This is a genomic window from Halococcus dombrowskii (genome assembly GCF_022870485.1).
Taxonomy (GTDB): domain Archaea; phylum Halobacteriota; class Halobacteria; order Halobacteriales; family Halococcaceae; genus Halococcus; species Halococcus morrhuae.
This window is the reverse complement of record NZ_CP095005.1, coordinates 1,152,778-1,171,194: the sequence shown is the minus strand read 5'-3', so window position 1 is coordinate 1,171,194 and position 18,417 is coordinate 1,152,778. Positions and strand designations below refer to the sequence as shown.

General features: G+C 65.0%; 17 protein-coding genes and 2 pseudogenes. 9 read left to right on the top strand and 10 right to left on the bottom strand.

Translation table 11 applies throughout. The features are described 5' to 3' along the window. Positions 1–6: 6 nt before the first annotated feature. Positions 7–1,341 (top strand): hydroxymethylglutaryl-CoA synthase, encoded by a 1,335-nt coding sequence (gene hmgB / locus MUK72_RS06280; RefSeq protein WP_244704903.1) that lies wholly within the window; start codon positions 7–9, stop codon positions 1,339–1,341. A 15-nt stretch (positions 1,342–1,356) separates the two neighbouring features. Here hmgB and MUK72_RS06275 read toward each other — a convergent pair. Continuing rightward, a pseudogene (locus tag MUK72_RS06275) lies at positions 1,357–1,824 on the bottom strand (sugar O-acetyltransferase); the annotation flags it as partial. Between the two features lie 70 nt (positions 1,825–1,894). Between MUK72_RS06275 and MUK72_RS06270 the strand changes: the two are divergent. After that, on the top strand, positions 1,895–3,271 hold the full coding sequence (locus MUK72_RS06270; protein ID WP_244698251.1) for an IS4 family transposase: 1,377 nt from the start codon (positions 1,895–1,897) through the stop codon (positions 3,269–3,271). A gap of 212 nt (positions 3,272–3,483) precedes the next feature. On the opposite strand, the pseudogene MUK72_RS06265 reads toward MUK72_RS06270, so the two are convergent. After that, positions 3,484–3,585, bottom strand: a pseudogene (locus tag MUK72_RS06265) (maltose acetyltransferase domain-containing protein); the annotation flags it as partial. Between the two features lie 54 nt (positions 3,586–3,639). Continuing rightward, positions 3,640–4,347: a helix-turn-helix domain-containing protein gene (locus MUK72_RS06260; RefSeq protein ID WP_244704902.1), complete on the bottom strand. Its 708-nt coding sequence runs from the start codon at positions 4,345–4,347 to the stop codon at positions 3,640–3,642. Between the two features lie 79 nt (positions 4,348–4,426). On the opposite strand from MUK72_RS06260, the gene MUK72_RS06255 reads away from it, so the two are divergent. Together MUK72_RS06255 and MUK72_RS06250 are read left to right on the top strand one after the other, a co-directional pair. Beyond that, complete coding sequence (locus MUK72_RS06255) at positions 4,427–5,059, top strand: metal-dependent hydrolase (protein ID WP_244704899.1); 633 nt, start codon at positions 4,427–4,429, stop codon at positions 5,057–5,059. Between the two features lie 65 nt (positions 5,060–5,124). Further along, the gene (locus MUK72_RS06250) at positions 5,125–5,610 is read left to right on the top strand and encodes a GNAT family N-acetyltransferase (RefSeq protein ID WP_244704897.1); all 486 of its coding nucleotides are present in this window, start codon (positions 5,125–5,127) and stop codon (positions 5,608–5,610) included. Here the strand turns inward: MUK72_RS06250 and MUK72_RS06245 are convergent. Both MUK72_RS06245 and MUK72_RS06240 read right to left on the bottom strand, forming a co-directional pair. Beyond that, positions 5,565–6,179 (bottom strand): DUF7978 family protein, encoded by a 615-nt coding sequence (locus MUK72_RS06245; protein WP_244704895.1) that lies wholly within the window; start codon positions 6,177–6,179, stop codon positions 5,565–5,567. The genes MUK72_RS06250 and MUK72_RS06245 overlap by 46 nt on opposite strands. Before the next feature lie 55 nt (positions 6,180–6,234). Next, positions 6,235–6,834, bottom strand: coding sequence for a GNAT family N-acetyltransferase (locus MUK72_RS06240; protein WP_244704893.1), 600 nt, complete (start codon positions 6,832–6,834; stop codon positions 6,235–6,237). Between the two features lie 92 nt (positions 6,835–6,926). Here MUK72_RS06240 and MUK72_RS06235 point away from each other — a divergent pair, with 92 nt between their 5' ends. The 3 genes from MUK72_RS06235 (at position 6,927) to MUK72_RS06225 (ending at position 9,093) form a co-directional block, all read left to right on the top strand. Further along, positions 6,927–7,235, top strand: a complete 309-nt coding sequence (locus MUK72_RS06235) for a DUF433 domain-containing protein (protein ID WP_244704891.1) — start codon at positions 6,927–6,929, stop codon at positions 7,233–7,235. A 19-nt stretch (positions 7,236–7,254) separates the two neighbouring features. Then, entirely contained in the window at positions 7,255–7,560 is a 306-nt protein-coding gene (locus MUK72_RS06230; RefSeq protein WP_244704889.1) for a DUF5615 family PIN-like protein, read from the top strand. Positions 7,561–7,623: 63 nt separating this feature from the next. Next, on the top strand, positions 7,624–9,093 hold the full coding sequence (locus MUK72_RS06225; protein WP_244704885.1) for a replication factor C large subunit: 1,470 nt from the start codon (positions 7,624–7,626) through the stop codon (positions 9,091–9,093). 121 nt (positions 9,094–9,214) lie between these two features. Here the strand turns inward: MUK72_RS06225 and MUK72_RS06220 are convergent, their stop codons facing one another. After that, a complete protein-coding gene (locus MUK72_RS06220; RefSeq protein WP_244704882.1) occupies positions 9,215–9,694 on the bottom strand; it encodes a COX15/CtaA family protein in 480 nt (159 codons plus the stop codon). Between the two features lie 86 nt (positions 9,695–9,780). Between MUK72_RS06220 and MUK72_RS06215 the strand changes: the two genes are divergently transcribed. Then, positions 9,781–10,854: a M24 family metallopeptidase gene (locus MUK72_RS06215; protein WP_244704880.1), complete on the top strand. Its 1,074-nt coding sequence runs from the start codon at positions 9,781–9,783 to the stop codon at positions 10,852–10,854. A gap of 71 nt (positions 10,855–10,925) precedes the next feature. Then, complete coding sequence (locus tag MUK72_RS06210; RefSeq protein WP_244704878.1) at positions 10,926–13,190, top strand: NADP-dependent malic enzyme; 2,265 nt, start codon at positions 10,926–10,928, stop codon at positions 13,188–13,190. Positions 13,191–13,238: 48 nt separating this feature from the next. Here MUK72_RS06210 and MUK72_RS06205 read toward each other — a convergent pair whose 3' ends face one another. From MUK72_RS06205 to MUK72_RS06190, 4 genes are all read right to left on the bottom strand, one after another. Then, complete coding sequence (locus MUK72_RS06205) at positions 13,239–15,077, bottom strand: acetyl-CoA carboxylase biotin carboxylase subunit (protein ID WP_244704876.1); 1,839 nt, start codon at positions 15,075–15,077, stop codon at positions 13,239–13,241. 65 nt (positions 15,078–15,142) lie between these two features. Beyond that, positions 15,143–15,415, bottom strand: coding sequence for a DUF8022 family protein (locus MUK72_RS06200; RefSeq protein ID WP_244704874.1), 273 nt, complete (start codon positions 15,413–15,415; stop codon positions 15,143–15,145). Continuing rightward, on the bottom strand, positions 15,415–16,974 hold the full coding sequence (locus tag MUK72_RS06195) for an acyl-CoA carboxylase subunit beta (protein WP_244704872.1): 1,560 nt from the start codon (positions 16,972–16,974) through the stop codon (positions 15,415–15,417). The genes MUK72_RS06200 and MUK72_RS06195 overlap by 1 nt, the downstream gene beginning before the upstream one ends. 72 nt (positions 16,975–17,046) lie before the next feature. Next, positions 17,047–18,405 (bottom strand): sodium-dependent transporter, encoded by a 1,359-nt coding sequence (locus MUK72_RS06190; RefSeq protein WP_244704870.1) that lies wholly within the window; start codon positions 18,403–18,405, stop codon positions 17,047–17,049. Positions 18,406–18,417: the final 12 nt, after the last annotated feature.

Genomic DNA, 18,417 nt, shown 5'->3' with positions numbered 1-18,417 from the left:
GAACGCATGAACGTCGGCATCGACGCGGTCGCCATCCACGCCGGAAAGCTCAGGCTCGACCTCGCGGAGACGCTCGCGCCCGCGCTGGACGAGGAGCCCGAGAAGTTCACGAAGGGCCTCGGCCTCCACGCGAGTTCGTTCCCCGATGTCGAGGAGGACATCGTGACGATGGGCGCGAACGCCGCGCACAAACTGATGGAGCGCAAGGGGCTCACCCCCGACGACATCGGTCGGATCGACGTCGCCACCGAGAGCGCCTTCGACAACGCCAAACCCGTCTCGACGTACGTCGCGGGCTGTCTCGAACAGGTCTACGACGAGGACTTCCACCACGCGAACAAGGGCGAGCGCAAGTTCGCCTGCATCGCGGGCACCCAGAGCCTCGACGACGCCTACAACTGGATCCGCGCCGGGCGCAATCGCGGCCGCGCAGCGCTCGTGATCGCCACCGACACCGCCCTCTACGCGCGCGGCGACGCCGGCGAGGCCACCCAGGGCGCGGGCGCGGTGGCGATGCTCATCGCCGAAGATCCGGATCTCGTCACAATGAGCGTCGAACAGGGGTTCGGCAGCGCCGATGAAACCGACTTCCTCAAACCGAACCAGCAGTTCCCGAGCGTCGACGGTAAGCGCTCGGTCCAGGTCTACCTCGCACGGATGCGCGAAGCTCTGGAGGACTACGAGAGCGTCGCCGAGGAGACCCATCCCGACCAGTTCGAGTATATCCCGTTCCACACGCCGTTCCCCGGCATGGTCAGGAAGGCCGCACTGCTCGGCTACCGCCACATGATCCGCGACACCGAGATCGAGGCGGATCTCGCGTCGGCGATCGGCGAGCAGCCCCGGCCCGACGGGTTCGACGACGAAGCACAGTACCACGATGCCGTCCGTGACTACATGGACGCGCTGAAGGAAACCGACGCGTACGCGGCGTGGTACGACGATACGATCGAGCCGACGCTCGACATCGCCCGCCACGTCGGCAACTGGTACACCGGCTCGGTCCACATCGCCCGCGCGAGCGCGCTCCGCAGTGCCCGCGAGGCGGGTATCGACATGACCGGTAAATCGCTGCTGCTTGGCTCCTACGGCAGCGGCGCACAGGCCGAGATCCACGCCGAAACCGTCCAAGAGAACTGGACCGAGGAGATCGACGCGCTCGACATCGACGAGCAGCTCGCCGCACGCCGCGACATCTCCTTCGAGGAGTACGAGGAGATCCACGACGTCCACAACCACGACAAGGAGATCGACATCGACGCGTTCACCACCCCGAGCGAGGAGTTCGTCCGCGACGGCTCCGGCCCGATGGACGAACGGACCTACCGCTACGTCGAATAGCGCCGTTCGACCGGTTCACGACCACTCCAGTTCTCGCACGACCGTTGCCGGGTTGCCCTGTACCACGACGCCGGCAGGAACGTCCTCGGTGACGACCGCGCCCGAAGCCACGACCGCATCGTCGCCGATCGTGACGCCCGGATTGACGACCGCCCGACCGCCGAGCCAAACCCCGTCGCCGATCGACACCGGTTTGCCGTATTCGATCCCGGAGCGTCGTCGAGGCGGGTCGAGCGGATGTGTCGCGGTGTAGATGTGAACGCCGGGGCCGAGCAGGCAATCGTGGCCGATATCGACGTGACAAGGGTCGAGGATGACACAGTCGAAATTCGCGTAGAAGTTCTCGCCGACGTGGATGTTGGAGCCGTAGTCGCACCGAACGGGCGGTTCGACGTGAAGTTCGTCGCCTGCCGAACCGAGAAGCGCCCGGAGCAGATCGTCCCGATGCTCGTGTTCGGTCTCATGCGTTCTATTGTATCGCCGAGCACTCGTTATCGCTTTAGGATTTGTCTGAATCAGCAGGCGCTACTGTCTCCCGCGTCAGTCGGGACTCATGGATCGATGGCTCAATATTCTCGGTCAAGAGCTTCGATATCTGCTCCCGCCACGGTCGGTGCGCGAGCACGCTCGCGCTACCGACCTCGTTGAACGCAACCGGCACATCGATGCGTTCGCGTTCTTCTGGTCGTTCACGATTGGCACTACCCAATCCAACGGGTCTCTTGCTGCTGCTCAAGACCTCTACAAGGCGTTCACCAGCGATTCCGTTGCGTATTCATCCGTCCAACAGTGGGTCACTCCTGATCTCACCGAACTACTTACCGACATCTGCGGCTACATCAGCGTTGAGCTTGGACGGACAGAATCAGCGCTCGAAGGCCGCTTCGAGCGCTTCCGAGATGTCTTCGTCTCAGATGGGACCATCTGTACGCTCTCGGCGGAATCATTCGATGAGTTCCCCGGATTAAGCGACGATCACGCTGGAGCAAAGCTCCACGTGATCGAATCACTTGCTTCGCGGGCTCCGATCTACTCATCGATCACCGACGCTCGTACCCAAGAAACCACGCAGCTCCAGATCGGTGACTGGGTCGAAGATTCCTTGGTCCTGTTCGATCTTGGCTACCTCGACTACGCGAGGTTAGCACGGATCGACCGCAATGGCGGCTGGTTCGTGAGCCGACTTAACGTCGACGCAAACCCTGAGATCATCGACGAACTCCGAACCTGGTGTGGTGATACGATCGATCTGGAGGGCAGGCACCTCCAAGAGGTGCTGCCCGACCTTTATCGGCAGATCATCGATGTGACGGGGACGGTCGGTGCGGATCAGAACGATCCGCGCCTTCCTTACGATGTCCGAGTCGTCGGCGTCCGCCATGAGGACGACGAGGATGATCACCGAACGGAGGAAGTCGAAGCCGATCACGATTACCACCTGTATGCGACGAATCTCCCGGCAGATGCGTTCGCGCCGCGAGAACTCGCGGCGCTGTACAGCAACCGCTGGAGCGTCGAAACAGTCATTGATGAACTGAAGTCGGTGTTCGAGTTGGACGAGATGTCGGTACGGCGGGAGGCAGCGGTGAAGTGTTTCATGATGGCGGCGCTGTTGATGGTGCTGGTGAGTCGGTACTTGCTGCGGCGGGTACGAGCACGGCTCGGACCCGCCTCACAGCGATCAGTCGAGGAAGAAGACCGAATCGAGCCGATCCGTTTTTCGAAGCGAATCCAGCTGTTCAGCGGTGATTTGCTGCGGATATTGGCTGAACAGCTCGGGTATGGGTGGGACGGCGTCGGGATCGTGATCATCGAAGGAGCAATCGATCCGAACGTGGCTCGCCACGCGCTTACGGAGCGAGTGGCTCACGGAAGTGTCGATCCGAACCTGCAAAACGCGGGTGAACTGGCGACGATCCGGCCCGGCTGACGACTGTCAGCCGAGCCGGGAAAGCTTCGCGTTGAGTGGCAACGCTCTCGATTAGGCGCGTTTCTGAACGGAAACGAATCTGTGATTGGTCGATTCCAGCAATATCGATCTCTACTCGGCGGTTCATGCTCTACTTCTGAGAAATCCCACAGCACTCAGCAAACCAGCTTCCGCGCTCACCGCTCATTCTGGGCTTAAGCGATAACCAGTGATCGCCGAGTGAGTCTTCGCGCACGCTCTCGTTCGGCAACGAGTTCCGGATCGCTGGGATCGTACGGGTCTCCGTTTCGCATCTTCGTTCTCTCGGTGGTCATCCGTCGCCGGTTGTTACGGTTCGGTAATAAAACACGACTGTCTATAATGGAGCGCTATGGAAGGTCGCCCATCGTTTCGAGCATCGCCTCCAGTTCGCCGTCGGCGACCGCGAGCGAGAAGCCGTCGGCACGAGCGAGCGTCGGCGCGTGCTCCCAGAGATCGTCGCGATCGAGCCCGTGCAGCACGACCGCGCTCGGCGTCGGCGTCACCACCCGCAGCGCGACCAGCGCGCCCTCGCCGTGAGTGACGCCAGTGAACACGAGTGCACGATTCGTGCTCTGGCCATAGAGGCGATAGAACTCCTCGGAAGAGAGTCGCGTGATCGCCTCGATGGAGTTGATGACGGTGTGGCCGGCGACGCTTTGCTGGGTGCCCGCGACGATCTCTGTCGCGTCGATGGCGTCGTAGAACTCCCCGGTGTCGAGCGCCGTGGGGTACTCCCGGAGGTCGCGGACGATGTCGCCCTCGAAGCCCGCCGAGAGAACGCGGGCGTACTGGCGGAGGTGTTCGCCGCCGCGTGACTCGTCGATGTCGAGCAGCGCCTCGATGACGCGACGGACGATCGCGATGCCGGGGCTCTGACGCCGCCCGCTCTCGTAATCCGACACGACGGACGCCGAGACGTCGAGCTCGTCGGCGAGTCTCGTCTGGGCGACGTCGAAGTCCGTTCGCCACTTGCGGATCGTCGCGCCGGGGTCGTCGCTCAGGACGACATCGCCGGCGATCTTCCCGGCGAGATCCCGCCGCGTGCGCTCGGTCATGGCCGTGTCTCGCCCGTTTCGCGCAAAAGCCTGCTGGCATCGCCGCAAGGGCTATTCCCCGGTGCGTCGAACCGATCCTGTGCCATCGACGGTCGTCCACTGCGCGCTCGCTGGATTGCTCGCGGCGGGGCTGCTCGGCGATCGGTTCGACGGCCGCGCGGTGGCGATCGTGCTCGCGGCCACGATCGTGCCCGATCTCGACGTCGTCGCCGGCTTCCTGATCCCGGGCGGTCATCGGTCGGTGCTCCACACCCTCCTCCTGCCGCTGGCCGGCGCGGCGCTGCTCGCCTACGACACCCGGATACGGAAACGATCGTTCGTTCGCCAGCGCTGGCACGCCCGCGGGGTGCGGGTCGCCTGGGTCTCGATCGCCGCCGTCGCGTTCGCGTCGATCGGGCTCGATCTCGTCGCCGGCGGCGTGAACCTCTTCTACCCGTTCCACGACCAGTTCTACGAGCTGTCGGGCGAGCTCGTCCTCTCGAACGATCGAGGGCTCGTCCAGACGTTCGTCGAGTTCGGTGGGGATGGCGGGGGCGAGGCCGCACGCGGCTCGACGGAGCAGGTCCACATCAACAGCGGCGTCGATCCCACGAGAGGGGCGGAATCGAAGACCGTCGAGCGGATCTTTCCCGTTGCACAGTCGGGCTGGCAGCTACTGTTGCTCCTGACGAGCGGTTTCGTTCTCACGGTGCGGCTGTGGGAGACGCGCTGACTCGATCCGGTTCGTGGACATGGGGCCGACGGAACACATAATTTCTCGGTGGGCGAAGCGCTCTCATGGAGACGCGACCGTACGACCCGGAAACGGATGCCGCAGGGCTGTGGGAGCTCAAAGAACGGTTCGAGCACGAACTCGGGGCGCTCGGCGGTGAGGAGAAGGCCGACAGCTACGGCGGGAAACTCACCGACGACTACCGTGAGCGCTATCTCGACTGGGTCGCGCAGTGTGTCGAGCGCGACCCGGACAGCGTCACGGTCGCGGCTGATGGAACCGACCTCGCGGGCTACGTCTTCGTCCTGCCCGAAGAGCTGGCGATGATCTGGGACGCGGCGGTCCTGAACGAACTCTACGTGCGCGAGTCCTCCCGCGGAACCGATCTCGCTGACGAACTCATGGCGGCGGCCTACGACTGCGCCCGTGATCAGGAGCTGCCGCTCGATCGCATCATGCTCGACGTCGATCGCGAGAACGGTCCCGCTGGTGGACTCTACGCCCGTCACGGGTTCGAGTCGTGGGGCGAGCTACGCGCCCGCGATCTCTGAACGGCGACAAGGGCACCACCGAGCGGGCCGAAGACGAGCGGATAGACGACTCCCGCCACGAGCGCGGGCGTGAGATTCGGGCCGACGGCCGCGATGAGCACCGTGACCTGTGTGAGGAAGACGCCGACGAACGCGAGCGCGAAGTAGCCCGGCAGGATCGTCCCGCCCGCGGCCGCAGCGATCGACACGCGCCTCGCACCGGCGCGGTGGGCGGCGAGCGCGCCCGCGACGAGCAAGAGCAGCGGCGGAAGGGCGAAGAGCAGCGTGCGCCAGCCGCCGGCGCTCACCTCGACGACGTCCGTCGAGAGGTCCATCGCGCTACTCGTGACCGAGACATCGACGAAGTGTGCGCCGTAGAAGAACCAGCCCGTGACCTTCCAGGGTGCGACGCCGCTCCCCCCGAGTAGCGAGAGCGTCGCATCGACGTTCATTCGCGAGAGCTCGGAGCGAACGCGCGAAATCGTCAGCAAATAGGTGAGTAGATAGCCGAGCAGGTAGGCCGCAGCGCCGGCGAGCGCGCCCGCCCTGAACGGGAGCCGGGCGATCAGTCGACCGCTCGCGCCGGTCATCGTCCACCTCTCGAAGCCCCGTGGAAAGTAGCTTCCGGCGGGTCGAACGGGCGCTTTATCCCGTCGCGTCCTGGTACTCGTCCTGCGTGATGGTGTAGCGGTACTCGTCGGCGACATCCTCGTCGTATGGGAGCCAATTTCTGAGCAGTCCCTCGCGACGTCCACCGTGGGCCTCGACGTACTTCTCGATGGCTCGTTGGGATTTCTCGTTGTTCACATGGTGAGTGATCGCGACGACCTCTAGATCCAGTCGGTCGAAGGCGAGTTCGATGAGTGCCGCGGCGCGCTCGCCGGAGTAGCCACGCCCCCAGAAGCGCTTGCGGAGCCACATGCCGAGCGTTCCCGTGCGCCGATCCCAGTCGATCGTGAGCCCGCCAGCGCCGGCGAACGCACCGGCACCATCCTCGCTCTCGCGCGGGCGGATGGCGTAGGTCGCGGCCTCGCCCTCGTCCCACTGTTTCTCACAGCGATCGATGAACTCCTTCGACTCGGCGACCGTCTCGTGAGGGTCCCACGGCATGTATTCGGTGACTTCGGCCATCGCCTCCTCGCCATCGGCGTCGGAACAGGTCTCGTAGAACTCGAACAGATCGAGGCTCTCGTGTGAGAACCGTTCGAGAGCCAATCTGTCGGTCTCGATGCGTTCGAGGAACATACGTCCGACAGCAAGCATGTGGACAAAAGCGTTCGCCATGGTCGGATCGGGCGGGCCAAGCGCTTAACAGCGCACATCGTGTACGGGAGGCCATGACGACCATCGTCAGCGACGATGCCGTCCGTTCGGGCGATCCCCGCATCGAGGGGACGCGCATCACCGTCGTCGATCTCAAGCGGCGCGTCATCGACGCCGGCGAGAGCGCACACGTCGTCGCCGGCGAGTACGACGTTCCGATCGCCGACGTCTTTCACGCGCTCGCGTACTACTACGACCATCGCGAGCGGTTCCGCGAGCGCGAACGCGAGGCTGCAACCGCCCGCCGCGACGGTGAGCGCCGAACGCGCGAGCTGCTCGAATACGGTGATCACAGCGAAGAGGCCGGCAAGCGAGCCGACTGATCGTGCGGTTCTCGCCGACGTGAACGTACCGAACGCGTACGTCTCGGCGCTCCGCGGCGACGGCCACGGCGTCACGTACAGCCGAAACGTGGAACGCCTCGGACCGACGGCTACCGACGCCGAGATCGTCGAATATGTCGAGCGCGAGGGCGTTGCAGTTCTCTCGACCGACGTGAAGGATTTCAGCGGTCGGGATGTCGGCGCTCCGGTGTTCGTCGCCCCACAGGACATGACCGGTGACGAGGTTCGAGCGGCCATCTCTCGCATCGAATCGATGGCGTTCGATCCGGCCGATGCCGATCCGATCTGGCTGTCCTCGCTGTAATCCGGGCCGATCTTCGGGAGACCGTTCGCAACCACTAAACGCGACTCGTCCGTAGCGCCGGCAATGGATTGGACCGAGAAGTATCGTCCATCGACGCTCTCCGAGGTCCGAGGCAACAACAAGGCTCGCGACGCGCTCGCCGAGTGGGCCGAGACGTGGGACGAGCATCGGGAGGCGGTCGTTCTCCACGGCGCGCCCGGCGTCGGCAAGACCTCGGCGGCGCACGCGCTCGCGGCCGACATGGACTGGCCGACGATCGAGCTCAACGCCTCGAACCAGCGCACGAAATCCGTCATTGAGCGCGTGGCGGGCGAGGCGGCGAAATCGGGAACGCTGACGGGCGGGAGCGCCGGCCGGCGGCTCGTGATCATGGACGAGGCCGACAACCTCCACGGAAACGTCGATCGCGGCGGCTCGCGAGCCATCACGGCGCTGGTGAAGGAGGCCAGCCAGCCGATGGTTCTGATCGCCAACGAGTTCTACGACATGTCGAAGAGCCTCCGCAACGCCTGCGAGACGATCGAGTTCCGCGACGTCTCCGCGCGCTCGATCCTCCCCGTGCTCCGGGACATCTGCCGGCGCGAGGAGGTAGCGTACGACGACGATGCGCTCGACGCCATTGCCGAGCGCAACAGCGGTGACCTGCGGGGTGCTGTCAACGACCTCCAGGCACTCGCCGAGAGCGCCGAGACACTCACCGTCGACGACGTGGTGACGAGCGATCGCGACAAAACCACCGGCATCTTCGACTTCCTGGACGCGCTCATCAAGGAGGAGGACGCAGAGGGTGCGCTCCGGTCGTCCTACGATGTCGACGAGACGCCCGACGATCTCATCAACTGGATCGAGGACAACGTCCCCAAGGACTACGCGGGGGCGGAGCTCGCCGACGCCTTCGATAACCTGGCGAACGCCGATCGCTGGCTCGGGCGCGTGCGAGCCACACAGAACTACTCGTACTGGCGGTACGCGGGCGACGCGATGACAGCCGGCGTCGCCGCCTCGCGCCGGGAGTCGAAGGGCGGCTGGACGCGCTACGGCCCGCCGAGCTACTGGTCGAAACTCGGGCGCTCGCGGGCCACTCGCGACAAACGCGACTACATCGCCCGGAAGATCGCCGCGACGAGCGGCACGAGCATGGCGAATGCCCGTCGCGAGATCATGCCGTTCCTCGCGACGATGACCCACCACTGCACGAACCGCGAACTCACGGTGTCGATGGCCGCCCGCTACGACATGGACGCCGAACACGTCGCCTTCGTCACCGGCAGCGGCGAGGACACCAACAAGGTCCAGTCGATCGTCGAGGATGCCACGAAGCGCGGCGAGGAGGCCGCCGTCGCGGGCTCGGAAGGCGCATTCGAGGGTGCGACGCGAACCACGAGCGACGAGTCGGACGACTCCGATGAATCCGAAAGTGGTGTGACGGACGGAGAGAGCACGGCTGGCGACGAAGATTCGACCGACGAGGAGAGCGCGGACGATCCCGAGGAGTCCGACGATTCCCAATCCGATCTCGGCGATTTCTCCTGATCCCGGAGCTATCGGAGGTTTTTACGAAGAACAACTGTACATAGTCGGTGTACGGACATTTCGATCCCGGTGAGAGATCTGACGACACGAAATCTGGACTGACAGTACGAAACGAACGTTGTCAGTCGGCGGTCGTCGCGGCGGCAGTATCGCTGCTCGTATGGGCCTCGTCGGGCGATTCGTAGGCCCAGACGGTGGTCGCCACGAGCGCGGCGAAGATGACGAGTGCGGCGGCGTGGTGGGTCACCTGGACGAGCGCCGTGTAGGTCGTGACGGTCGCCCCGCCGAGCAGTATCTGGACGGGGAGGACGACCAGCGCGACCGTGCTGGCGAGGCGAGTTCTGCGGCTCTTGTGACCGCGCCAGGCGGCGTAGGTCGTTCCGAGGATCATGAAGCCGGTGATCATCGCGACGAGTCGGTGGAACCACTCGATGAAGCTCGGCCAGTTCGCCGGGAACAGCCCGAAGACGCCGCCGTTACAGAGCGGCCAGTTGGCCCCACAGGACAGACCCGCGCCCGCGGCGGCGGTGTACACGCCGAGGAGGATGAGCGCGAACGTCATCCCCGTGGTGACGGCAGCGAGGTGGCGGAATCGAACCATCGCCGAGGGTTGGGGGCGGTGGTACTTACGTCTGTTCGACTCGCCGCGGCCGCGACCGTTTTGGGTCGCTCGCCCGATGGACATCCGTGACTACTGACCCGAAAAAGGTCGCCCGTCTCGACGAGTATCTCGCCGGAACCGACTGCGAAGCGGTCTGGTTCGCCCGCCCGTCGAACTTCGCGTGGCTCACCGGTGCGAGCAACGTCGTCGACCGCGAGGCGCGCGTGGGCGTCGCGGCGGCCGGCTACGACGGCTCTCTACGAGTGCTCACCAGCAACAACGAGGCATCGCGGTTCAGAAACGAGGCGCTCAATGACGTTCCCGTCGAGACGTTTCCGTGGTACGATCGCTCGCTCGGCGAAGCCGTTGCCGAGCGCTCGTCGGCCCCGATCGAGGCCGACTTCGCGGTTCCGGGGGCCGAGCGGGTGGCCGCCACTCGACTCCGCACGCCGCTCACGGAAACCGATATCGAGCGGTATCGTGCGCTTGGGTACGAGGCCGCGACCGCCCTCGAAGACGTCTGTCGAACCGTCGAGCGATCCGATACCGAGCGATCGGTCGCCGCACGGCTCAGAGAAAGACTGGTCGCCAGCGGGATCGAGACGCCGGTCCTCCTCGTCGGCGGCGAGGAGCGCGCGCCGAGCTATCGCCATTTCCCGCCGACGAAGGGCGAGATCGGCGGCTACGCGCTGGTATCGATCACCGCACAGCGCGATGGCCTCCACGCGAGCGCGACGCGAACGATCGCCCTCGATCCACCTGACTGGCTCGCTGCGCGCCACGAGGCCGCCATGCAGGTCGAGGCGGCTGCGATCGCGGCGACGAAACGACTCGTCGAAGAAGGTGGCACCGCCAGCGATGTCTTCCGAGAAATACAGGACGCCTACGCGGCCGTCGGCCACCCCGACGAGTGGGAACGCCATCATCAGGGCGGTGCTACCGGTTTTGCGGGTCGGAAGTGGCGGGCGACGCCCGACAGCGATGCAGCGATCGAGGCCCCGATGGCGTACGCGTGGAATCCGACGGTACAGGGCGCGAAAAGCGAGGATACCGTTCTGATCGACGAAGGGCTGGAGACGCTGACGGCGACCGGCGACTGGCCGACTCGCGAGATCGAGGTCGATGGCGAAACGATCGTCCGCCACGACCTCGGCCCGTAACGACCGAGTTCGTCAGTCGTCGAATATCGGTTTCGGTTGGTTTTTTAGTGGTGTCGGCCGTGACGGTAGACATGGGACTGGACGAAGACGCACTCGACTACCACCGTGAGGACCCGCCCGGCAAGATCGAGATCTCGACGACCAAACCCACCAGCACCCAGCGCGATCTCTCGCTGGCTTATTCTCCGGGTGTCGCCACTCCATGTAATCACATTCACGACGATCCCGACGACGCCTACACCTACACCGCCAAAGGGAATATGGTCGGTGTCGTCTCCAATGGGTCAGCCGTTCTCGGATTGGGTGATATCGGCGCACAGGCCTCCAAACCAGTTATGGAGGGCAAAGGCGTCCTGTTCAAACGGTTCGCCGACATCGACGTCTTCGACATCGAACTCGACGAGGACGATCCCCAGGAGATCATCCGGACTGTCGAAGCGATGGAGCCCACCTTCGGCGGCATCAATCTGGAAGACATCAAAGCCCCAGAGTGCTTCGAGATCGAGGAGCAGCTCCGCGAGTCGATGTCGATCCCCGTCTTCCACGACGATCAACATGGGACCGCCATCATCAGTGGGGCCGCACTACTCAATGCCAGCGACATCGCCGAGAAAGACCTCGACGAGTTGGAGATCGTCTTCTCGGGCGCGGGTGCGAGCGCGATCGCCACCGCACGCTTCTACCTCTCGCTCGGTGCACGAAAAGAGAACATCACGATGTGCGACTCCTCAGGCATCATCACCGAGGAGCGCGCTTCTCGTGGTGACGTCAACGAGTTCAAAACCGAGTTCGCTCGCGACGTTCCCGAAGGAAGTTTGGAGGACGCCATTGAGGACGCCGACGTCTTCGTCGGACTCTCCGTTGGGGGCATCGTCTCCCAGGAGATGGTCCGCTCGATGAACGACGATCCCATCATCTTCGCGATGGCCAACCCCGACCCCGAAATCAACTACGAGGACGCCAAAGACGCCCGCGACGACACCGTGATCATGGCCACCGGCCGATCGGACTACCCCAACATGGTCAACAACGTCCTCGGATTCCCGTTCATCTTCCGGGGCGCGCTCGACGTCCGCGCCAGCGAGATCAACGAGGAGATGAAAGTCGCCGCCGCCCGTGCGATCGCCGAGCTCGCTCGCAAGGACGTTCCCGATGCCGTCGTGAAAGCCTACGGCGACCAACCCCTGCAGTACGGCCCCGAATACATCATCCCAAAACCCGTCGACCCCCGCGTGCTCTTCGAGATCACGCCCGCCGTCGCGCAGGCTGCCATCGACAGTGGCGCTGCGCGCGACGACGTCGATATCGACCACTACACCGAGGAGCTCGAAGCCCGCCTCGGTAAATCCCGCGAGATGATGCGTGTTGTGTTGAACAAAGCGAAATCCGAGCCAAAGCGCTTGGTGCTCGCCGAAGGCGACGACGAGAAGATGATCCGTGCCGCCCACCAGATCGACGACCAGGGCATCGCCCACCCCGTTCTCATCGGCGATCGCGAACGCATCTGGGAGACGATGGATTCGCTCGGATTGGCGTTCGATCCCGAGATCGTCGATCCCGACGAGGCAAACCTCGAGCCCTACGCCGATCGGATCCACGAGCTGCGCCAGCGCAAGGGGATCACCAGAACTGAAGCCGCGGACTTCGCTCGCGAGAAGAACTACCTCGGCAGCGTGATGGTCGAGATGGGCGACGCCGATGCCATGCTCACCGGATTGATGCACGACTACCCATCCGCGCTCCGCCCGCCGCTCCAGATCGTCGGTACCGCCGACGACGCGAACTACGCGGCCGGCGTCTACATGCTCGCGTTCAAAAACCGGGTGATTTTCTGCGCCGACGCGACCGTCAACCAGGACCCTGACACCGACGTCCTCGCCGAAACCGCACAACACACCGCGGAGCTGGCCCGGCGGTTCAACGTCGAACCGCGGGCGGCCCTGCTGTCCTATTCGGACTTCGGCAGCGTCGACAACGAGGGTACCCGCAAGCCCCGTGAGGCCGCACAGAAACTTCGTGAAGATTCGGCTGTGGAGTTCCCCGTCGATGGAGAGATGCAGGCCGATACCGCCGTCGTCGAAGAGATGTTGGAGGGCACCTACGACTTCTCCGAACTCGACGAACCCGCCAACGTCCTCGTCTTCCCGAACTTGGAGGCTGGCAACATCGGCTACAAACTGCTCCAGCGGTTGGGTGGTGCCGAGGCCATCGGCCCCATGCTCGTCGGCATGGACAAACCCGTTCACGTCCTCCAGCGAGGCGACGAGGTCAAGGACATCGTCAATCTCGCCAGCGTCGCCGTCGTCGACGCCCAAGAGAACGGCATCGAGAACTGATCCGCCGGTAGCGGGTTTTTTCGCCGCCGAAACGGGTTTCGATCGGATTCAGTCGAGAACGACCAGCACGTCGCCCATGTCGACTGATTCGCCCTCGGTTGCGGTGACCTCGACGACCTCGCCGCCGTGGGAGGCGACGACGTCGTTTTCCATCTTCATCGCTTCGAGCACGCAGAGCACGTCACCGGCGGCGACCTCGTCGCCCGCGTCGACGTTCACGTTCAAAATCGTCCCCTGCATCTCCGCGGTGACCTGCTCGCCCTCGGCGGTGCTCGCGCTACTGCTCCCGCCGTCGTCACCCCCACCGCTCGGGCCGGCAGAGCTGAGCTGTTGGGTGTTGCCACCGCTGCCGCCGGAGCTCGCTTGGATCGGCGGCGCGCCGCGCTCTTCGAGGTTGACCTCGAAGCGCTTGTCGTTGACCTCGACGACGAAGTCACGCTTGGTGACCTCCTCGTCATCGTCGCCGTCGGTCTCGTCCGCGCCCCACTTCTCCTGAGCCTCGTCGATGCGTTCGGGATCGAGCTCCTCGTCGAGGTAGTTCGTCGTGTGCTCGCCGGCGGTGAACGCCTCGTCGTCGAGCATCAGCCGGTGGAACGGGATGATGGTGGTGATCCCCTCGATGCCGAACTCCGCGAGCGCGCGCCGACTCCGAATGAGACATTCCTCGCGATCCTGACCCCAGACGATCAGCTTGGCGATCATCGAGTCGTAATCGCCGCCGATGTCGTCGCCCTGTCGGAGCGCGTCGTCGAGGCGAACGCCGATGCCGCCGGGCGGATCGTACGTTTCGAGCGTGCCCGTCGCGGGCGCGAACTCCTCGGCCGCGTTCTCGGCGTTGATGCGGAACTCGATCGCGTGGCCGTCGAGTTCGACGTCCTCCTGGGCGAAGGGGAGCTCCGCATCGGCCGCGACCCGGAGCTGCTGTTTCACGATGTCGATACCCGTCAGCTCCTCGGAGACGGTGTGTTCGACCTGAATTCGTGTGTTGACTTCGAGGAAATAGAAGTTACTGCCCTCGTCGAGCAGTCCGTCCTCGTTGCGGCCCTCGTCCTCGACCAGGAACTCGAAGGTGCCGGCGTTGTAGTAGTCGGCGGCGTCGGCCCCGCGCCGGGCAGCCTCCTGTATCTCCGCGCGCAGGTCGTCGGTGAGCGCGGGACTCGGGCCCTCCTCGATGACTTTCTGCTGGCGGCGCTGGAGCGAACAGTCCCGTTCACCGATGTGGCGGACGTTGCCGTGGTGGTCGGCGATGATCTGGACTTCGATGTGGCGCGGCGATTCGAGGAATTTCTCGACGTAGACCGAGGAGTTGTCGAAATACGCCTCGCCCTCGCGTTGGGCGCTCTCGAACTGGTCTTCGATCTCCTCTTCGCTCTCGACGACCTTCAGCCCGCGCCCGCCACCACCGCCCTCGGCCTTGATCGCGACCGGATAGCCCGCCTCGTCGGCGAACTCCGTTATTTCGTCGGCCGACTCGACCGGGTCCTCGGTGCCGGGAACCGTGGGGACGTCGGCGGCGGCCATCTCCTTTCGCGCGCTCGTCTTCTCGCCGAGTTGCTCCATCGATCCGCTCGACGGGCCGACCCACGTCATTGCGCTGTCTTCGACGCGGGCGGCGAAGTCGGCGTTCTCGGCGAGGAAGCCGTAACCCGGATGGACGGCGTCCGCACCGGCCTTCTCGCCCGCCTCGACGATCGCTTCGCCGTCCAGGTAGGAGTCGGCGGCCCGCGCCGGGCCGACGTTGTACGCTTCGTCGGCGTAGCGAGCGTGGCCGGCGTTCTTGTCGGCCTCGGAGTAGACGGCGACGGTGCCGACGCCGAGTTCCTCACAGGCGCGCATCACGCGCACGGCGATCTCCCCGCGGTTGGCGACGAGGACCTTCTCGAACATTCTATCGACAATACCGGGACTTCCGTGATAAATCTATCCGCATGAACTCACAGCGGTCGGCGAGCTTACAGTCGGTCGGCCCGGCCGGCCGCGCTCCAGGGATCGGTCGGCGCGCCGAGCGTCACCCGGGCGGAGCGCCCGCCGAGTGCATGGAGGCGACCGGCGAACCCCCAGCGCTCGCCCGCCCACGACGGTGTCTCGTCCTCGTCGGCGAGCGCCGCGCGCTCGCGGTCGGCGAGGTGGGCGCTCATCGCGGCGGCGATGGCGGCGGCCTCGTCGTCGGCGGCGTCGTCGGGGATCGCCGCCGCGAGTTCGTCGCGGGACGGGTTCGATGCCATCACAGCGGGATGTTGCCGTGTTTGCGCTCCGGCGTCTGTTTGCGTTTGCTCGACAGCATTTCGAGGTCCTCGATGAGCGTCGGGCGCGTTTCCTGGGGTTCGATCACGTCGTCGACGAAGCCACGCTCGGCGGCCGTGTACGGGTTGGCGAAGGTATCGCGGTACTCGTCGATCAGCTCGTCGCGGCGGGCATCGGTGTCGTCGGCCGCAGCGAGTTCGTCGTCGTAGAGGACGTTGACCGCTCCCTTCGGCCCCATGACGGCGATCTCGGCCGTGGGCCACGCGTAGTTCACGTCCGCATCGATATGTTTGGATGCCATCACGTCGTACGCACCGCCGTAGGCCTTCCGCGTGATCGTCGTCAGCAGCGGCACCGACGCCTCGGAGAAGGCGTACAACAGCTTCGCGCCGTGTTTGATGATGCCGCCCGATTCCTGTTCCTTGCCGGGCATGAACCCGGGCACGTCGACGAAGGTGAGAATCGGGATGTTGAACGCATCACAGAAGCGGACGAACCGCGAGCCCTTGAGCGAGGCATCGATGTCGAGCGTACCGGCGTTGAACCGGGGCTGATTGGCGACCACGCCGACCGATCGGCCGTCGAGGCGCGCGAAGGCCGTCACGAGATTGCGGGCATAGGACTCGGCGACCGAGAAGAACGAACCCTCGTCGACGATGCGCTCGATGACGTCGGTCATGTCGTAGGGTTTGCGCGGCGAGTCCGGGACGAGATCGAGCAGCTCCTCGTCCTCGCGGTCGGGATCGTCCCACGGTTCGACGCGCGGCGGGTCCTCGACGTTGTTCTGCGGGAGATAGGAGAGCAGCCGCTTGATGTCGTCGAGCGCTTCCTTCTCGTCGCTCTCGGCGAAGTGGGCGACGCCGCTCTCGGAGGTGTGGGCCGCCGCCCCGCCGAGCTCCTCGAAGGAGACCTCCTCGCCGGTGACGGTCTCGATGACCGACGGTCCGGTGATCATCATGTGGCTGGTCTCCTCGACCATGAAGATGAAGTCGGTGATCGCCGGCGAGTAGACCGCGCCGCCCGCACAGGGACCCATGATCGCCGAGATCTGCGGGACGACGCCGGAGGCCTGCTGATTCCGGTGGAAGACCTCGGCGTAGCCCGCCAGCGAGTCGATGCCTTCCTGGATGCGCGCACCTGCCGAATCGTTGAGTCCGATGATCGGCGCGCCCACCTCCATCGCCTCGTCCATCACCTTGCAGACCTTCTGGGCGAACACTTCGCCCAGGGAGCCACCGAAGACGGTGAAGTCGTGGGCGAACACGAACACCGTCCGGCCGTCGACCTCGCCGTAGCCCGTGACGACGCCGTCGCCCGGCACTTCCCGTTCGTCCATGTCGAAGTTCGTGCTCCGATGGGTGCGGAGCTGATCGAACTCGTGGAACGTGTTCTCGTCGAGGAAGTAGTCGATGCGCTCGCGGGCGGTCAGCTTCCCCTTCTCGTGTTGGGACTCGATGCGTTCCTCGCCACCGCCGAGCTCGGCAGCGCGCTTGCGCTCGCGGAGGTCGGCGATGGGATCGGTGTCGGTATCGTCAGTCATGAGTCGTCCCCCCGTGACCGTGCATACCGGGCGTGGTCGGGCAGCGAAAAAGGGTCTTCCGATGAACGATGATTACCGTAAGGGACCTGGAACGATGTAGTAGCCCGTGTCGGGCGTGGCCAGCAGATCCCAGAGATTGATCGCGACGACGATGACGACCACGGCGAGGATGAACGTCCGAATCCCCCACAGCCAGATCGGGGCGAGCGAGCCGATGCCCGACCCGTCGGTGAGTTCGTCGATCGCGTCCTGGCCGAGGATCCAGCCGACGAACAGCACGACGAACAGCACGGTGATCGGCAGCAGGAGGGTGACGCCGATCCCGTCGAACCAGTCGAGCCACGCGGTCTCCCACGCCGAGGGGATCCCGAGGAGGAAGATGGCCGCGCCGATCCCCGCCGCCGTCGGCAGCCGCGAGAAGCCGTAGTTGTCGACGAGGTAGGCGACGACGACTTCGAGCAGGCTGATCGCCGACGACAGCGCCGCGATCAGGATGACGCCGAAGAAGACGACGCCGACCGCCTGTCCGACGAGACCGCCACCGGGCAGCTCGGCGAGCGCCGTCGGGATGGCGACGAACACCGCACCGGGCCCGCCCGAACCGGGCTCGACACCCTGAGCGAACAGCAACGGGAGGACGACCAGTCCCGCGAGGACGCCGATGATGGTGTTCGAGATGCCGATCGTGACGCCATCGACCGGCAGGCTGTCGTTCTTGCCGAGATAGGAGGCGTAGGTGATCATCACGCTGAACCCGACCGACAGCGAGAAAAAGGCCTGGCCGAACGCCGCGGGCAGGACGGTGCCGGCGTTGGCGATGATGGTGTCGAGGTTCGGGTTGAGGAAGAAGGCGTACCCCTCGCTCGCGCCGGGCAGCGTCGCCGCGAAGGCCGCGAGGCCGACGAGCATGACGACGACGGCCGGCACCATTACCTTCGTCGCGAGCTCGATACCGTCCTCGATGCCGAGCGCGACGATGCCGATGGTGATCAGCATGAAGATCGCGTGGGTGCCGACCGAGGGGAGCCCGACCGAGATCGCGCCGAAGTACGATTCGGGCGCGGCGAGCGCACCGCCGGTGATGCTCCCGCCGATGTATCGGATCACCCAGCCGCCGATCACGCTGTAGTACGAGAGCGTCCAGAAGGCCGCGATGACGCCGACGGCACCGACGAACCACCAGCCCGGGCGACCGAGCTTCCGGAACGCGCCGATGGCGCTGGTGTTGGCCCGCCGGCCGATGACGAACTCCGCGAGGAGCACGGGGATCCCGATGAGCAACACGGCGAGCAAATAGACGACCAGGAACGCCGCGCCGCCGTTCGCCGACGTCTGGAACGGAAAGCGCCAGATATTGCCCAGTCCGACGGCACTACCGATGGCCGCGAGGATGAATCCCACCCTCGTGGCCCATGTTTCACGTTCTGCCATAGCTGAGGGGGT

What these genes read in the sequence shown, in the direction of transcription:
- hmgB (WP_244704903.1), top strand. Translation starts at nt 7, where the DNA reads ATGAACGTCGGCATCGACGCGGTCGCCATCCACGCCGGAAAGCTCAGG.
- MUK72_RS06270 (WP_244698251.1), top strand. Translation starts at nt 1,895, where the DNA reads ATGGATCGATGGCTCAATATTCTCGGTCAAGAGCTTCGATATCTGCTC.
- MUK72_RS06260 (WP_244704902.1), bottom strand. Translation starts at nt 4,347, where the DNA reads ATGACCGAGCGCACGCGGCGGGATCTCGCCGGGAAGATCGCCGGCGAT.
- MUK72_RS06250 (WP_244704897.1), top strand. Translation starts at nt 5,125, where the DNA reads ATGGAGACGCGACCGTACGACCCGGAAACGGATGCCGCAGGGCTGTGG.
- MUK72_RS06245 (WP_244704895.1), bottom strand. Translation starts at nt 6,179, where the DNA reads ATGACCGGCGCGAGCGGTCGACTGATCGCCCGGCTCCCGTTCAGGGCG.
- MUK72_RS06240 (WP_244704893.1), bottom strand. Translation starts at nt 6,834, where the DNA reads ATGTTCCTCGAACGCATCGAGACCGACAGATTGGCTCTCGAACGGTTC.
- MUK72_RS06235 (WP_244704891.1), top strand. Translation starts at nt 6,927, where the DNA reads ATGACGACCATCGTCAGCGACGATGCCGTCCGTTCGGGCGATCCCCGC.
- MUK72_RS06225 (WP_244704885.1), top strand. Translation starts at nt 7,624, where the DNA reads ATGGATTGGACCGAGAAGTATCGTCCATCGACGCTCTCCGAGGTCCGA.
- MUK72_RS06220 (WP_244704882.1), bottom strand. Translation starts at nt 9,694, where the DNA reads ATGGTTCGATTCCGCCACCTCGCTGCCGTCACCACGGGGATGACGTTC.
- MUK72_RS06210 (WP_244704878.1), top strand. Translation starts at nt 10,926, where the DNA reads ATGGGACTGGACGAAGACGCACTCGACTACCACCGTGAGGACCCGCCC.
- MUK72_RS06205 (WP_244704876.1), bottom strand. Translation starts at nt 15,077, where the DNA reads ATGTTCGAGAAGGTCCTCGTCGCCAACCGCGGGGAGATCGCCGTGCGC.
- MUK72_RS06200 (WP_244704874.1), bottom strand. Translation starts at nt 15,415, where the DNA reads ATGGCATCGAACCCGTCCCGCGACGAACTCGCGGCGGCGATCCCCGAC.
- MUK72_RS06195 (WP_244704872.1), bottom strand. Translation starts at nt 16,974, where the DNA reads ATGACTGACGATACCGACACCGATCCCATCGCCGACCTCCGCGAGCGC.
- MUK72_RS06190 (WP_244704870.1), bottom strand. Translation starts at nt 18,405, where the DNA reads ATGGCAGAACGTGAAACATGGGCCACGAGGGTGGGATTCATCCTCGCG.